17 protein-coding genes are annotated in these 15,690 nt (G+C 54.4%); 10 read left to right on the top strand and 7 right to left on the bottom strand.

The window, feature by feature from the left end; translation table 11 throughout:
• Positions 1-41: 41 nt before the first annotated feature.
• The 5 genes from GE107_RS13975 (at position 42) to GE107_RS13955 (ending at position 4,968) form a co-directional block, all read left to right on the top strand.
• Positions 42-974 (top strand): phosphotransferase, encoded by a 933-nt coding sequence (locus GE107_RS13975; RefSeq protein ID WP_219640571.1) that lies wholly within the window; start codon positions 42-44, stop codon positions 972-974.
• Positions 975-1,041: 67 nt separating this feature from the next.
• Complete coding sequence (locus GE107_RS13970) at positions 1,042-2,427, top strand: glycosyl hydrolase family 18 protein (protein WP_219640570.1); 1,386 nt, start codon at positions 1,042-1,044, stop codon at positions 2,425-2,427.
• A gap of 312 nt (positions 2,428-2,739) precedes the next feature.
• Positions 2,740-3,135, top strand: coding sequence for a DUF1801 domain-containing protein (locus GE107_RS13965; RefSeq protein WP_255570460.1), 396 nt, complete (start codon positions 2,740-2,742; stop codon positions 3,133-3,135).
• A gap of 150 nt (positions 3,136-3,285) precedes the next feature.
• The gene (locus GE107_RS13960) at positions 3,286-4,185 is read left to right on the top strand and encodes an RCC1 domain-containing protein (protein ID WP_219640568.1); all 900 of its coding nucleotides are present in this window, start codon (positions 3,286-3,288) and stop codon (positions 4,183-4,185) included.
• Between the two features lie 372 nt (positions 4,186-4,557).
• Positions 4,558-4,968, top strand: a complete 411-nt coding sequence (locus GE107_RS13955; RefSeq protein WP_219640567.1) for a DUF1801 domain-containing protein — start codon at positions 4,558-4,560, stop codon at positions 4,966-4,968.
• Positions 4,969-4,988: 20 nt separating this feature from the next.
• Here GE107_RS13955 and GE107_RS13950 read toward each other — a convergent pair whose 3' ends face one another.
• Positions 4,989-5,384 (bottom strand): DUF2243 domain-containing protein, encoded by a 396-nt coding sequence (locus tag GE107_RS13950; protein ID WP_219640566.1) that lies wholly within the window; start codon positions 5,382-5,384, stop codon positions 4,989-4,991.
• 265 nt (positions 5,385-5,649) lie between these two features.
• Here GE107_RS13950 and GE107_RS13945 point away from each other — a divergent pair, with 265 nt between their 5' ends.
• The 4 genes from GE107_RS13945 to GE107_RS27150 all read left to right on the top strand — a co-directional run bounded on the left by GE107_RS13945 (position 5,650) and on the right by GE107_RS27150 (position 7,625).
• On the top strand, positions 5,650-6,000 hold the full coding sequence (locus GE107_RS13945) for an ArsR/SmtB family transcription factor (RefSeq protein ID WP_219640565.1): 351 nt from the start codon (positions 5,650-5,652) through the stop codon (positions 5,998-6,000).
• Positions 5,997-6,482 carry an SRPBCC family protein gene (locus GE107_RS13940; RefSeq protein WP_219640564.1) on the top strand — a complete coding sequence of 162 codons (486 nt, stop codon included), beginning with the start codon at positions 5,997-5,999 and terminating at the stop codon, positions 6,480-6,482. Before GE107_RS13945 ends, GE107_RS13940 begins: the two co-directional genes overlap by 4 nt.
• 49 nt (positions 6,483-6,531) lie before the next feature.
• Positions 6,532-7,329 carry an alpha/beta fold hydrolase gene (locus GE107_RS13935; RefSeq protein WP_219640563.1) on the top strand — a complete coding sequence of 266 codons (798 nt, stop codon included), beginning with the start codon at positions 6,532-6,534 and terminating at the stop codon, positions 7,327-7,329.
• Positions 7,330-7,418: 89 nt separating this feature from the next.
• A complete protein-coding gene (locus tag GE107_RS27150; RefSeq protein WP_219640562.1) occupies positions 7,419-7,625 on the top strand; it encodes a DUF1905 domain-containing protein in 207 nt (68 codons plus the stop codon).
• Between the two features lie 47 nt (positions 7,626-7,672).
• On the opposite strand, the gene GE107_RS13925 is transcribed toward GE107_RS27150, so the two are convergent.
• Positions 7,673-9,604 (bottom strand): ABC-F family ATP-binding cassette domain-containing protein, encoded by a 1,932-nt coding sequence (locus tag GE107_RS13925; RefSeq protein ID WP_219640561.1) that lies wholly within the window; start codon positions 9,602-9,604, stop codon positions 7,673-7,675.
• A gap of 152 nt (positions 9,605-9,756) precedes the next feature.
• Positions 9,757-10,209, bottom strand: coding sequence for an SRPBCC domain-containing protein (locus GE107_RS13920; RefSeq protein ID WP_219640560.1), 453 nt, complete (start codon positions 10,207-10,209; stop codon positions 9,757-9,759).
• A 124-nt stretch (positions 10,210-10,333) separates the two neighbouring features.
• Here GE107_RS13920 and GE107_RS13915 point away from each other — a divergent pair, with 124 nt between their 5' ends.
• Entirely contained in the window at positions 10,334-11,149 is an 816-nt protein-coding gene (locus GE107_RS13915) for a helix-turn-helix domain-containing protein (protein WP_219640559.1), read from the top strand.
• Positions 11,150-11,225: 76 nt separating this feature from the next.
• On the opposite strand, the gene GE107_RS13910 is transcribed toward GE107_RS13915, so the two are convergent.
• From GE107_RS13910 to GE107_RS13895, 4 genes are all read right to left on the bottom strand, one after another.
• A complete protein-coding gene (locus GE107_RS13910) occupies positions 11,226-12,371 on the bottom strand; it encodes an ABC transporter permease (protein ID WP_219640558.1) in 1,146 nt (381 codons plus the stop codon).
• Position 12,372: 1 nt separating this feature from the next.
• Positions 12,373-13,497, bottom strand: a complete 1,125-nt coding sequence (locus tag GE107_RS13905; protein WP_219640557.1) for an ABC transporter permease — start codon at positions 13,495-13,497, stop codon at positions 12,373-12,375.
• Between the two features lie 15 nt (positions 13,498-13,512).
• Positions 13,513-14,448 carry an ABC transporter ATP-binding protein gene (locus GE107_RS13900; RefSeq protein ID WP_219640556.1) on the bottom strand — a complete coding sequence of 312 codons (936 nt, stop codon included), beginning with the start codon at positions 14,446-14,448 and terminating at the stop codon, positions 13,513-13,515.
• A 127-nt stretch (positions 14,449-14,575) separates the two neighbouring features.
• Entirely contained in the window at positions 14,576-15,682 is a 1,107-nt protein-coding gene (locus GE107_RS13895) for a sensor histidine kinase (protein WP_219640555.1), read from the bottom strand.
• Positions 15,683-15,690 lie beyond the last annotated feature (8 nt).

Genomic DNA, 15,690 nt, shown 5'->3' with positions numbered 1-15,690 from the left:
GAGATTTACAAAGCCAAAATTCAAGGAGCGGTCGGAAACTCATGGACTTTGTTAAGCAAGCGGAACGAATTGCAGGCGATTTTCTGCGAGAACAAACTAAAACATCTTACCCAATCATAGGTAAAGGTATCACGAATCAGGTTTGCGTTGTCGAAACTAAGAGTCATAAGGTCGTTGTCCGAATGAACGATAAAGATACATATCCAAGCTTTATCAAAGAAAAATGGTGTATCGAGCAAGCAGCCGCAGTCGGCATTCCCGGACCTGAGGTGCTGTCTATCGGTATGGTTGATGAAACCGCCTATATGATTCAAGCCTTTGTTGAGGGAGACAACGGGTTAGACAGTACTCTTCCCAAGTCCGATGTTTGGAGGAAACTGGGCGAATATGCCAGGCTAATTCACTCTATTCAAGTGAAAGGATATGGAGGAAATCTGATTGATCCGGTCCATGGGGAGTTTCGGTCACCTTCTCATGCCGGATCAGACGGCAGTTGGCATGGGTATGTGCAGTATAATATCAATAGTTTGACTGACAATGATCGCTTGATTGAGCTTGGAGTCATCACTCAGAAGGAATCGCGGAGAGTAAGAGAACTGTTTGAAAATTTGAAGCGTGAACCTTTCCGCTTCGGTTTGGACCATGGAGATCTCTCTATAAAGAATGCGATTGTCAATCAGGCAAACCAAGTGATTTTGCTGGATTGGAATGCAGAAGTAAACGTGATACCGCATGCAACTGTTGCTCGGTTGATGCATTACCAAATCCTGGGAGTAGAAGAATGCCCAAATGATGAGGAATTCAAAGCGTTTATGGCGGGGTACGGAATAAGTGAAAAAGACCTTTCTGTCACGAGGCATTTTCTGCTATTAAGGGCTTTCGATAACCTTAGGTGGGCTATTGATCGAAGCCCTGATCTGATCGAACCCTATGCTGCGTTCGCGAAACAAGTTGTTGACATGATTATGGATTAGTTAGCAGAAAGAGTGCGATGTTTTGAACCAAGGGTGAAGAAAATGATAGAGCTAATGGAGGTATTCGATGATGAAGAGAAAGATTTTGACAGCCTTCCTGGTTGTTATCCTCGCAGCGTCCCTCTTTCCTCGGCAAATTAGTTTTGGCAAGGAAAACGGCAATTTTAAAGTCATGGGATACTTTAGCGAATCTCCCTATTTGAATGATCCCATCGATGAAGCGGTACAATTTGACGGACTGACTCACCTGATATACGGGTTTTTGAAGCCCGCTTCGGACGGCTCTCTTTATCCGATCGGCCAGCCCGACAGATTAAAGGAACTGGTTAATAAAAGTCATGCGCATGGGGTGAAGGTTGTCATTGCCGTCGGAGGGGTGTTCTACGGGAAAGAACCGCTGTCAGGCCATTTTAAAGCTCTTGCCGGCAATGACGAAGCCATTCGGCGGTTTGTCCGGGAAGTGCGGGGTTTCGTAGAGACCTACAACCTGGATGGCGTGGAGATCGACTGGGAATACCCCGACGCCGAATCTTCCGCGGAGTATGAACGTCTTATATTAGCGCTGAAAGAAGTTTTGACCCCCATGGGCAAAACCTTGAGCGCGGCCGTGGCAGCAGCGGGCTCGGTGAATACGAAAGCCGAATCGGTACAATCCGTGACGGATATGGCCCTTGAGAACTTGGACTGGATAAATATTATGGCTTACGATTTGGCGGGAGGGCAGCACAGTCCCTATTGGTTGGCGGATGTATCCATTCAGTACTGGAAGAAAAGGGGGGCGTCCGAAGACCGTATCGTTGTGGGCATACCCTTGTATGCCAGGCCAAGCTGGAAGCCGTACAGGAATTTGGTGGCATTGGATAAAGCGAATGCTTATCTCGATTTTGTTCCCGGAGATAAATTAGACTCCTATTATAACGGTCTCAACACCATCCGCCAGAAAACCAGGCTCGCTTTGAATAAAGGCGGCGGCATCATGTTTTTCGACATACAGGAAGACACCCGAGATGAAACCAGCGGGCTGAAAGCAGCATTGGATATGATACAAAGGTACGAACAATATCATCTCGACGATTATTTTATTGTGGTGGACAATCGCGAGTTGCTGTACGCGCCGGAAGAGAAATTGGGAATGCCTTATAAGGACGCTCAGAATCGCATTCAGATCCCGGTAAGGAAAGCGCTGGAAACCATTGGAGCCAAGATCGATTACGATCATGCCTCTCGTACGGTCACTGCAACTCGTGGAGATACCACGGTTAAGATCCAAATCGGAAGTGATATGCTGGAAGTAAACGGTAATAAAATGACCATGGACACCCAAGCCGCGGTACAAGACGGGCTTACTTATTTGCCCTTGCGCTGGGTATATGAAAGCTTCGGCTACAAGGTGTCCTGGTACGAAAGCAGCAAAACCATTCTGGTGAGTAAACACTCAAGCAATATCGAATAAAAGCGCAACAAGACAACAACAGGCTGCCGACAAACGGCAGCCTGTTCAACAAAGGTAGTGCGTTCAACGAATGAGTTGGATCGAAGAATCGCGGGTCAATTGGACGAACACCTCATCGGACGTAAGAACACTCGCGATCGGATCCGCAACTTTGGCGCCCGGCGACCAAGCCGCCTCAAAACCCGAATAATCAACCGATCATTAGAATTCATTGATAAATGCTCGATATCCTAAAAGTTAGCAATCGAGAAGAAAACTCGTAATCGTTAATAAAATATGCTTGTTACGATGAAACGAAGGAGAGTGGTTATCATGACGAAACTTTCAGGCCAGCAACAAGTCGAACAATTCCTTGAGAAACTTGAACATCCATTGAAGAGGGAGATCGAGGAAGTTCGTAGAATCGTCTTCGGCATTGATAGTGAGCTTTCCGAACATGTGAAATGGAATGCACCAAGCTTCCTATTTCGCAATGACGACAGAGTAACATTTAACCTTCATGGCAACGGATTTTTTAGACTTGTACTTCACCGCGGAGCCAAAGCAAAAGAAAGCGTAAACTTGAACCCTAATTTCGAAGATGTGCAAGGGTTTATGGAGTGGGTAGCAAATGACAGAGCCACAATAAAATTTACCGGCATCAAAGATGTCGAAGCAAAAAGGGAGTTACTCAAAGAAGTGGTCAAGAGGTGGGTAGATGTAACGTGACTCGGCCTGGGTTTTAGTTTCATACCCGGCAACGCCGCCTCATTAACTGATCATTATGATTTGACCTCCTCGAGTATTTAGCTTCAGGCAACGAGGAAAGGATGACATGAAGTAAAATCGAATGTTACGGGTATTTCGGGGAGGTAAACTATGGATTTCATTTCGCCGAAAGAAGCGGTGTTAAAGGTGAAACGGTGGCCCAAAAAGACCATAGCGGCGGGTCGTCGTCATACCGTTGGGCTTAAATCTGACGGCACGGTGACGGCTGTGGGTGATAATAAATGCGGCCAATGTGATGTAAGCGGCTGGCGCGATGTTGTGGCGGTCGCGGCGGGTAATGTTCATATGGCGACGAACACGGGTAATGCCCATACCATCGGTCTTAAATCTGACAGTACAGTGGCGGCTGTGGGTTGGAATAAGTATGACCAATGCGATGTAAACGACTGGCGCGATATTGTATCGGTTGCGGCGGGTTGGCATCGCACCATTGGTCTTAAAGCGGATGGCACGGTGGTCGCAGTGGGCCGAAACAATGAAGGTGCATGCAATGTGAGCGGTTGGCATGATATTGTGGAGGTCGCGGCGGGTGACTGGCACACCATAGGTCTTAAATTGGACGGCACGGTGACGGCTGTGGGTAATAATCGGTATCGCCAATGCAATGTAAGCGGATGGCATGATATTGTAGAGGTCGCGGCGGGATATCTTCATACCATCGGTCTTAAATCGGACGGTACGGTGACGGCTGTGGGTTTGAATAATTATGACCAATGCAATGTAAGCGGTTGGCACGGTATTGTGGCGATAGCGGTGGGCAGTAATCATACCATCGGCCTTAAATCGGACGGTACGGTAGCGGCTGTCGGTTGGAATGGGTATGGCCAATGTAATGTAAGTGATTGGCGCGATATTGTGGCGATTGCGGCGGGTTGTGCCCATACCGTAGGGCTTAAATCGGACGGCACGGCGGTTGCTGTGGGTGATAATGAATATGGCCAATGCGATGTAAGCGGCTGGCGCGGCATCAAACTGCCTGAGTCGGTTTAAAAATGATTCGTTCCGATCGGTAAAACTTCAAATCGAGAACGAAGTTCTCGTACTTGGGAATCGGACATTACATCCTAATAAATTGAAGACTGTCGCGTTCTCTTCTAAGCAGCGGTCAATCTGGTTCCATCTAAATGGATGGAGTTACCTGAATTATCGAGTTGGCGGGGATGAATCGGACGAAGAAATGTCGCTTGCGCTTCGGGCGTGGGCCTATCTTCATCGAATCCAAGTAAAGGGATTTGAATAACGGACACGAAATTGGAAGAGCACCCGCAGCATTAAATGTATTTGTTTTCCCATCATCGATTACGTGATCGAGCGAGATGGCGAGCAGCTTACGATCGGTTATCCGCTGAGGGAGGTCATGTGATGGACAGGGTGCCGGACCCGGCCACAGCAGAAGCGCGAACCGTTGAGAAGCTTATTGAAAGCTTCCCAACCCAGATTAGGGAAATCATCGAAACATTGCGGGCGGTCGCCAAAAACAACATGCCGGGAACATATGAATTTGTGTATCATGACGCCATCAACTATAAATTGCCTGATTCGCCGGGTACGTGGATCTGCTACATCGCAGCTCAAAGGAACTATGTGAGATTGGGTTTTTACTTCGGGGTAAATCTTCATGACCCGGAGGAACTTTTAGAAGGGACCGGGAAGCGTATGCGTCACATCAAAGTAAAGACAGCGGGGGATGCAGGCACGAATGAATTGGCGGAACTGATTCGACAGGCTTGGGCCCATGCAACCAACGCTGCTGCCAGCAGTTCATTCGATTAACAGGACGGTAACCGTATTCACTACATAGGAAGGGAAGACTTCTTCCTATTGTTTATCGGAGATCTTTCCTGCTTTACGCCATAAATGACGAAAACGATACCCGTGATAACAAATAGAGGTTCTAACCAATTCGCTTCCGGTCCATTTGTTATACGGTGAAGTTGAAACATCCAGTGAAAAACGACAATATCAAAACTGAGGAATAAGCCTGTCGATACTGTAAAACCATTATAAAACGACCGTGAAAAAAATTTGCGGAATACCGCCATAAGAATCATAAGAACGGTGATGCCAAAGAAAACGGCTCCGATACGTTCTGCGGGTGTATCTGCTTTGATCCCGGCGGCAAAAGCATCCATGATATGAAAGCAAAATTCGGTTGCGAGAAAGCCTATGAATGCCCCAATATATTTCACTCAAAGAACTCCCTTTGCTTTATCGTATACTGATTATATCCAACTTTGCTTGCTCGTACGATAGTTGTAACGGCGGTTGCTGGGGCAACCGTTTTTTTGTTTTCTTCAATAACCGTATAATGCCGGTGGTGTAGGAGTTTGCAAGACGCGACCGGTATGTTAATGATGCGGATAAAGAAGAATATCTATATTTTATTTAACTATTTATTTAATTAAACAATTGGTTTATAATAATTTCAACAAAACGTTCCGGAGGTGAGTCAACTTGACCATTGACGTCTTTTCCGCGCTTTCCGATCCAACAAGACGCAGTATCGTGGAGATGCTATCCAGTACTGAACATTTAACCGCTTCGGAAATTTATGAGAACTTTCAAGTCAGCCCTCAAGCCATCTCGAAACATCTGAAAATACTTCGGGAATCAAATATTGTCCATGTGGAGAAAAAGGCGCAACAACGACTGTACAGCATTAACGCAGATACACTGCGCCAGGTGGAAGACTGGGTACGGAACGTCAGTCATCGCTGGTCGAGGAGACTGGATGCTTTGGACTCGGTATTAAAGTCGGAAAGGAAAAGGAAGGAACATGCAGAGAGTGGAGGGAATTTCGAATGAGCGTAAAGGATGATTCGGTACAGGAAGTGACCATTATACGCATTTACGACGAGCCTCGCGAGTTGGTGTTTCAGGCTTGGACAAATCCAGAATTGCTGGCGCGTTGGTGGGGGCCCGATGATTTTATCACCCCGGTTTGCGAGTTGGACGTTCGTCCGGGCGGCAACATCCTCATCCACATGCAGGGCCCCGACGGTATCGTTATGCCGGTCAGAGGAAAGTATCATGAAGTCGTGGAACCGGAACGATTGGTGTTTACAACCGGTGTTTTTTTCAATGAGGAAGGGATCGCACAGGTCGAAGAGAGGAAGACGGTCGAATTTATTGAGCATCGCAATCGGACGAAACTCGTGCTGCATGTGAAGGTCACCAAGTGCGGTCCCGCCTTCCTGGAAGCGCTGAACGGGATGGAGCCCGGTTGGGATCAGAGCTTAACCCGTATGGAGAAAGAAATGAGAAAGCTTTCTTCGTCAGGGGGGTGACGAAGAATGGCGGAAACCATGCTAAGAAACCGATCATTCGGAGGCCAATATGAACAAAGTGATATCCAAAGACGGTACACCGATTGTATTCGATAAAAAAGGAAATGGCCCCATCGTAATCCTAGTGGACGGTGCAGGCGGGAATCGGGCATTTGGACCGAATGTGACACTGGCTCCGCTTTTGGCTGAAAAGCATACCGTGATTACTTATGATCGCCGCGGCCGGGGGGAAAGCGGTGATACACGGCCCTATGACCTTTCACGCGAGATTGATGACATAGAGGCCTTAATTCAACATACAGGCGAATCCGCTTTTGTATACGGCATTTCGTCCGGCGGCGCTCTCGCGCTGGAGGCTGCAAGCCGACTTCCGGCAATCAGAAAGCTGGCGATATACGAAGTTCCGTTCATCGTGGATAACAGCCGTGCACCGCTGCCTCCGGATTATTTGGCGAAGCTTGCCGAACTGGTGGATTCCGGTCAACGTGGAGCTGCCCTTAAACACTTTATGAAAACGGGAGTGGGTCTGCCCGCTATTCTGGTCGCCATGATGCCGCTTATGCCGGGTTGGTCGAAAATGAAATCGATCGCGCATACTTTGATCCAGGATACGACCTTTATGGTTGACCTGCAGAAAGGCAACCCGTTGCCTGCCGATCGTTGGTCTTCCGTTACCATGCCTGCTCTTATCCTCGATGGCGGAAAAAGTCCGTTGTGGGTGCGGAACGCAGCCAAGTCTCTTGCAAACATTTTGCCAAACGCTGCATATCAAACGTTGGAAGGCCAAACCCATATCGTAAAACCGGCAGCGCTAGCTCCTGTACTGATGAACTTCTTCAAGGAATAATGCGGCAGGCGACCGGCACCGATTGACGGAACACACATTAAGGAGCTGATCCCGATGAAATTTGAAACGGTTATCGGTCTTTCGCGACGATGGGCGGCCAGTTCTTGCTCCCCATAAACGCGGAACATAGAAAAGGAGCCGGTGTTTTCGAAGGAGATCTTGTGGATGTAAAGGTGGTTCTCGATCTGGAGCCCCGCGCGATTGAAAATCCTTCCGACTTCGCCGCTTCGTTAGAGCAGGCTGCGGATGCACGAAGACCCGGAATCGGCGTATCGAAAAAGCGATCAGTCTATTAAGCGAAGGTCGTATTCCGTAATTCACCAGCCAAGAGCGCTCCGCCGATTTACCCTTTCTTCTGCGCTTCGATCCGCTCCGCCAACTCGTTCAGCTCGGTCCAGCGCTCGAGCAGCCCGTTCAGCTTCTCCTCGAGCCCGCTCTGGCGCTGGAGCAATTCCTGCAGCCGCACGGAGTCGCTGCCGGCGCTCTCCATCTCCGTGGCGACGGCGGCCAGCTGCCCTTCGCATTCCGCGATCCAGCCGTCGATCTGCTCGAAATCCTTCTGATCCCTGTAAGACATCCGAAGCGGCCGTTGCTTGCTTTCGCCGGAGGCCGCGTCCGCCGGGGACGGCGATTCGGCGGCGGAAGGGGCAGCGGCAGCTTCCGATTGCGAAGCTTCCCGTCGCTCCCGGTGCGCCTCGTAATCCGAATAGCCGCCGGTATGCAGCGCAATCCGGCCGTCGCCCTCGAATGCGAATATCCGCTCGGCGACGCGGTCGAGGAAATAACGGTCGTGGGACACCGCGAACACGACGCCGGGGAAGGAATCCAAGTAGTCTTCCAGCACGGTAAGCGTCGCGATGTCCAGATCGTTCGTCGGCTCGTCCAGCAGCAGCACGTTCGGCGCTTCCATGAGCACGCGCAGAAGCTGCAGCCGCCGTTTCTCGCCGCCCGAGAGCTTGCCGATCGCCGTCCACTGCGCTTCAGGCGGAAACAGGAAACGCTCCAGCATTTGGCCCGCCGACAAGACGCTTCCGTCGTCCGTCCGGACCTGCTCCGCTCCTTCACGGATATATTCGATCACGCGAAGCGATTCGTCCATCTCCTGGAATTCCTGCGAGAACCAGCCCAGCTTCACGGTCGGTCCAAGCGTGACGGTTCCTTCATCCGGCTGCAGCCGGCCCGCGATGAGCTTGAGGAGCGTCGATTTGCCGCTGCCGTTCGGGCCGACGATGCCCACGCGGTCTTCCGGCACCGCGATGTAGCTGAAGTCCCGGATGACCGTCCGGTCCCCGAACCGTTTGCCTACCGCTTCGAGCTCCACGATTTTCTTGCCCAGCCGGGCTGAAGCGACGGAGACGTCCAGCTTGCCCGCAGCGGCTTTGGGCGCTTGGTCGCGCAGCGCTTCGAACCGCTCGATGCGGGCCTTCTGCTTCGTCGAGCGGGCTTGGGCGCCACGGCGGATCCAGGCCAGTTCGTTCCGCAGCAGGTTTTGCCGCTTGGCTTCCGACGCCGCTTCCCGCTCTTCGCGTTCGAGCTTGAGCTCCAGGAAGCGGGTGTAATTCGCTTCATAGAAATAGGCGCGGCCGCGGTCCAGCTCGAGGATCCGGTTGCTCACCCGGTCGAGGAAATACCGGTCGTGCGTGATCATGATCAGAGCGCCCTTGCGTTTCTGCAGCATCCCTTCGAGCCAGGCGACCGATTCGTTATCGATATGGTTGGTGGGCTCGTCGAGGATCAGCACATCGGACGGCTGCAGCAGCGCGGCGGCCATCGCCACCCGTTTGCGCTGCCCGCCGGAGAGCGTATCAATCGCGGCTTCGAAGTCTCGGATGCCGAGCTTCGACAGAGCCGTCTTCGCGTCGCTCTCGAGCTGCCACGCGCCCAGCTCTTCCATGCGCTGGCTCGCGGCCGCCAGCCGCCGCTGCAGATCGGCATCGCCGGGGCTCCGCCCCAGCGCCGCAAGCGCTGCGGCGTAATCGCGAGCGGCGCGCAGATCCGGCGAATCCCCGCCCAGCACATGCTCCAGCGCCGTTTCGCCGGGACGGAATGCCGGGTCCTGCGCCAGCATCGCGATCCGCACGCGGCTTCCCGCCGTTACCTTGCCGGAATCCGCCGTCTCCCGGCCCGCGATGACCTTGAGCAGCGTCGATTTGCCCGTGCCGTTCACGCCGATGATGCCGATTTTGTCGCCGTCCTCCACGCCGAACGTCACGTTTTCGAACAGCGTTTTATCTCCGTAGCTTTTGGTCAGTTGCTCCGCCGATAGTAAATGCACGATTCTCAACCCGCTTTTCGTTCGAATCCGATATTATCGTTTCGCTATCATACCATAAATCCCGGATCCGCGCAGACGCGAACAAGCCGCCCATGGAGGGCGGCGGCTCAAGTAGATCGCGTTTAGCGCGGGATTCGAAGCAAGAGGCAGGCTTACCAGCCGAAATCGAGCGTTCGTCCCGTTTCAGCGTAAGTCTTGATGTTGCTGAGGATCATCGGCCAGCTGGTTTTGGTGTTCTCGTAGGAAGGGTGGTTGTCCGGCCAGCGATCATTGACCAGCGTCAGCTTCGTGCAGCCTCCGACCGTTTCGAACGTCATCGTGATTCGTGTTTCCAGCTCGGCGTGGTTCTCGCGGTAGGACGGACCGGCGTGTTCCGTGTAACTCATGATTTTGCAAGGCTCGAATTCCAAGATCGTACCGTAGACGTGCATGGTCTCATTCCCGTCGTTTCCCAGGCCGACATAGGCGTACGGCGCGCCGGCTTCGAACGTCGACTGCAGCACGGAACCGAAGAAGATCGCTTTCGTTCCTTCCGGGGAAACGAGAATGTTCCAGATATGCTCCGGCGTTGCGCCGACGTAAATTTCGTACTTGAGATCTTCCATGGGCAAGTCCTCCGCTCGCATAGGGTTTCGGATGTCCAATCCGCTTACACCCATCGTATAATAGACTTGGTTATCGATATTGTAAAAACGCGACAACGAGACTTGACCCGAACGGAGGAGCGGCATGAAACCATCCGAGCAGTCATCCGATAAGGGGATTCTGAGTGCGGAAGCCGGCAGGCGGAGCTTCTTCCTGGAGCGGTTCGAGCCTTCCGAGGATCTCGCGGCATTCGTGGAGTTTTACCGGTCGGTGAGATGGGATTTGACGGGACAAGCCCCTTACCGCCAGACCGTGCTGTCCTATCCGAACGTGCACCTGGTTTTCGAGAAAGACAGCTCGGGAATCCATACGCTTGTCTACGGTGTCCCTAAACGCACCTATACGCGCGAATTGAAGGATAAGGGTCTCGTTTTCGGCATCAAATTCAAACCAGGCGGCTTCCATCCATTCTGGAAGCGGCCCGTTTCGCGGCTCGCGGGGCTCAGCGTCGGTGCCGGAGAACTGCTCGGCGTCGACATCGGACCGGCGGAGGAACGGGTTTTCGCGGAAGAGAACGGGGGTGGCATGATAGCGGGCGTCGAAGATTTTCTTCGTGAACGCGCCCCCCTCCAAGACCCGAATGCGGAAATCGCGGCTCAGTTCGTTGAAGCCGTCATGTCCGATCGGGACATCGCGAAAGTGGAAGACCTGGCCGATCGATTCGGCATGAACGCGAGAGCCTTGCAGCGTTTGTTCAGCCGATATGTCGGCGCAAGCCCGAAGTGGGTGATCCAGCGCTTCCGCTTGCAGGAAGCGGCCCACAGGATCCAAAAAGGAGACGTACCCAACTGGTCGCAGCTCTCGCACGAATTAGGCTACGATCAAGCCCATTTCATCAAGGATTTCAAAGCGATGATCGGCAAATCCCCGGAGAAGTACGCGAAGGCGAGCCGGCTCTAGGTGCGAAACACGAACAGGGGGCCGCTCCCGAGCCAAGTCCTGGCTTTCGGAGCAGCCCCGCCTCATCGGCGATGGATCACACGAACATTCTCGTATCGTTGTTGCGGCCGAACCGGTAAACGGCGATCAACGTGAAGGCGGCCGTGAAGGCGAGCAGGATGCCGAGGTTCAGATACAGGCTTCCGAAGGAGCTGCCGTTCTGAAGCTTGTCGATCGTATCCAGCAGCCAATGCTGCGGGATGAAGTTCGCCACCTTGCGGACCGAATCCGGCATGAAGGCGGCGGGGAAATAACATCCCGCGAGCAGGCAAGTGGGCGTAATGATCAGATTCTGCAGCGCGTTCGCCATCGGGCTGCTCTTCGCGAAGGCGACGATGAGGAGCGAGAGGCCGATGGAGGCCAGCGCGAACAGCAGAAGCGACGCGATCATGGAGCCGTAGGGAATGCCGGAATCGATGCCGAGGATCGTTTTCATGAAGATCAGGGTCACGACGATCTGCACCGTCAGGATGATAAAGTTCAAGGTGACGTTGGCAAGCACGTAAGTCCTGGCCCTGACGGGCGAAGACAGCAGGCGCAGGAACGTACGGTTCTCCTTCTCCTTCAGGATCAGCTCCGACATGTTGACGGCGGAGAACATCATGAACGCGATCAGGTAACCCATCGACTGGGTGGTTACGTCTTTGCGGTTGGACGTGTCCTCCAGCGTCTCCGTCTTCATCCGGAAGCCTCCCTCGCGGTAAGCCGCATAGATCCGGTCGAAAGCGGCCGCGTCGCCGTCCGTTGCGGAACCGATCGATGCGGCGTTGCCGACGAAGCTGTTCAGCATCGCCCGGACATACGCCGTCACCTGGGCACCCTTGACGGAGAGGATGTCGAGGCGTTCCGGTTTTCCTTCCCGCACGGAGGCGGCGAAACCTTGCCCGAAGACGATCCCGCTGTCCAGCTTGCCCTCCGAGATGTCTTTTTTCAAAGTTTCTTCGTCCGTCATGACGACTTTCACCCGGTCCAGCCCTTCGACGAACGCGACAGCATCCCGGGTGACCGCTTCATCGCCGTCCCGGTTGACGATGCCGACGCGCAGGTCCATTCCGTTCGAAGAACCGTAGATGAGCATGGACAGCAGCACGCCGGCGATCGGAAGCACGAGGAACAGGAGCCCGGCTTTCTTGCGGAGCATGCTGACCGACATCTTTCTCATGAGCCACAACAGGTCTTTCATGTTACAGCGCCTCCCTCTTGCGCATGGCGATCACGGCCAGGATCAGGAAGGCGGCGGCGACGGCCGCGTTCAATCCGATCGCCGGCAGGGCTGCCAACGCGTCGTTCTCGTAGATGACTTTCATCAGGGCCGTGTTGGCCCACATCAGCGGATTGAGGTTCAACAGAAGATGGATGACGCCTTCCGTTTCGCCGAACGGGAAGTAGGCGCCTCCGGCGAAAGAAGCGATTTGCAGGAAGATCATGAGAACCGACCGCGATCCTTCTCCTTTGAGCAGGTAACCGAGGGCGAGGCCCAGGGAGATCGCGAGCAGCACTTCGGTCGCGAGGACGGCCAGCACGATGCCGAAGCGGCTGCCCCAATCGGCGTCGAATGCGAGCTTGCTGAACAGGACGACCGCCAGCAGGATCAGAAAGTTGTAGAACGTGCATCCGACGATCTTGCCCGCGAACACTTCCGCCCGGCTGACCGGCGCGGCCGACAAGCGGATCGCCGTTTTCCTGGCATGCTCGCCTTGGATCAAGTAAGTGGCGGAAAAAGCGGCATACAGGGCAAACATCGTCGTCATGGCCATCGCGTAATAATCGATGGAGCCCGGTTGGCGCTTGGGATCGACCGAAGCCTCACGGACATAATCGCCGGCGTCCGTCCAGGCGGCGACGATGCCGGGTACGGCCGCCGGATTTTCCTTCACGGCCGCCGCAACCAAGTTATAGCGGTCGGCGAACACGGTGAGCATCCCTTGAAGGATGTTGGTCTCGATGGAGACCTTGCTGCTGCCGTAAAACCGGATGCCGTTATCGCCCAGCTCGGCGTACGCGGTGTACCGGTTATCCCGCACGGCTTTGCGGCCGTCCGCGCCGGCTTCGGCCGCAACCGCCCGGATGCCCTGGCTTTCCGCCGCTTTCAGAAAACCGTTCCAATATTCCGCGAGCTGCGGACTCGTGACTTCGCTGCGGTACAGCAACTTCATGTCGCCCACCTTGACCGAGGTCGAGAAAGCGCCCGACAGCGCCGTGCCGAGAATGAGGATCAGGACGATCGGGAAAGCGAGCATGAGCAGGAACGTTTTCGTGTCCCGCAAGCCCGTCTTGATTTCTTTCCACGCGATATTCAGAACGTTCAACGTACTTCCCCCTCCTTAGTCCCGCAAATTCCGGCCGGTCAGCGTCAGGAACACGGCTTCCAGGTTCGGCGCCTGTTCTTCCACGGAGCGGATTTCCGCCTGGTCTTTGATCAATTGTTGGATGATCCGGTTCAGGTTGCCGACTTCGGCTTTGGAGCTTACCATGACCGTCTGCTCCTCAACGCGGACCGATAGGACGCCCGGAATCGCTTTAAGCGCCTCGACCTGCACCGGTTCGGCCGACCGCACGCCGATCCAGATTTCCTTCGTATCGGTGATGATCGATTTCAGCTGCTCCTTCGTCCCGTCCGCGATGATTTTGCCGTGGTCGACGATGGCGATGCGGGTGCAGATTTCCTCGACTTCTTCCATGTAATGGCTCGTGTAGATGATCGTGGAGCCCATTTCGTTCAGCTTCTTGACGGAATTCAAAATATAGTTGCGCGATTGCGGATCGATGCCGACCGTCGGTTCGTCCATGATGATCAGCTTCGGCCGGTGGGCGATGGCGCAGGCGATGTTGAGCCGCCGCTTCATGCCGCCCGAGAAGTTCTTGGGGTAGCTCTTGTGCTTGTCGCCCAGGCCGACGAACTCGAGAGCCTCCGCCGTCCTCTCCTTCAGCGTTTCTCCCCGGAGGCCGTACAGGCCCGCGAAAAAGCGGACGTTCTCGTAAGCGGTCATGTCTTCGTAAATGGCGATGTCCTGGGGCACGATGCCGATGTTCGACTTGGCGAACCTTGCGTTCGCGGAGATGCTGCGGCCGAGCAGATCGATTTCGCCTTTGGTGCTCCGCAGCAGGGAGGCGATCATATTGATCGTCGTGCTTTTGCCCGCGCCGTTGGCGCCCAGGAATCCGAAAATTTCTCCTTCGCGGACGCTGAGCGTCATATTGTCGACCGCGGCGAAATCGCCGAATTTTTTGGTCAGATTGCGGATTTCGAGTACGTTCATCCGTTCTTCACTCCCATGGAATCGGTTCGTTCTGATGGCATTGTAATAAAAAAGGACGCCCTTATGTCAGTGCATAAGTTCATCCTTGGCGCATGAGAATCTTCATGACGGCGGGGCATGAGAAAACTCATTCCCCGACGGGAAGGAGCGTCGTGACGCTGAAGCCCCGGGATCCGTCGACGATGACCATGCCGCCGGCGGAGGCCGCCCTCTCCTCCATGCCGACGATGCCGAGACCTTTCACGATTTTGCCGGCGCCTTGCCCGTTGTCGGATACGACCGCTTTCACGAATTTGTTCAGCACGCGGATTTCGATATGGATGGCCGTCGCTTTCGCGTACTTGAGCGTATTGGTGACGGCTTCGGTCGCGTTCTCCTGGATCACCTTCCATTGGATCGGCGTAATGACGTCGATGTCCCCCTCGTAGCTAAGCGTCGCGGGGATGTTCCGTTTCGCCGACAGCTCGTCCGCGAACAGCCGCAGCCGGTTGATGCCGATCTCTTCCGCTTTCGGCTTTAAGTCCTTGAGCGTCAGCCGGATGCGCTCCAGCCCCTCTTTGGAAATCGAAATCGCGTTGCCCAGCAGTTCGGCCGCCTTGTCCCGGTCCGATGCCAGCATCCGCCGCGAGGCTTCCATCTGGATCAGCGCCCCGGCCATGGAGTGGCCGAGCTCGTCGTGAATTTGCTGGGACAGCCGGTTCCGTTCCTCCAGCTTGATCGTGTATTCGGACTGGCGGATGTATTCGTCGTTCTCGCTCAGCGTCTTGGCCAGCTTCTGCAAATCTACCCGGTTCTTCTCCCGCTCCGCTTCCAGAGCCGCCAGTCTGCCCGCGTAATGGCCGGCACAGGCGAGCAGCAGGAAGCTGAGGCAAGCGCAGGTCAAATACAGGGCAATCAGCGGATGCGGCAGGAACGGCACGGGCAGCAGCACGGTCAGAAAGGCCTGCCACCCGCTTCTCTTCGAGGCGGCGGCCAGCTCGTACAGATTGACGGGCAGAACGAGCACGAAGAGCGGATCGAGCCGCCAAGCGCAGGCGATGGCGAGCACGGCCGACAACGCGGCAAGCGCCAGCTGCGGTCCCGTCCTCCGGAACAGCGGAATCGCGATATTCAGGCTCAGGTACAGCAAGAATGCCAGAATGAGCCAAGCGTCGTGCGGATAGCCGCGATAATGCGCGGACAGGGCGATAAAGCCCAGCAAAACCGCCTTGTTTCCGATCGGCCAAACGTCCATGCGCCTTT

The organism is Cohnella sp. CFH 77786 (genome assembly GCF_019400745.1).
Classification (GTDB): Bacteria; Bacillota; Bacilli; order Paenibacillales; family Paenibacillaceae; genus Cohnella.
Note: the sequence above shows the minus strand (reverse complement) of the source record. Positions and strands in the feature narration are given on the sequence as shown.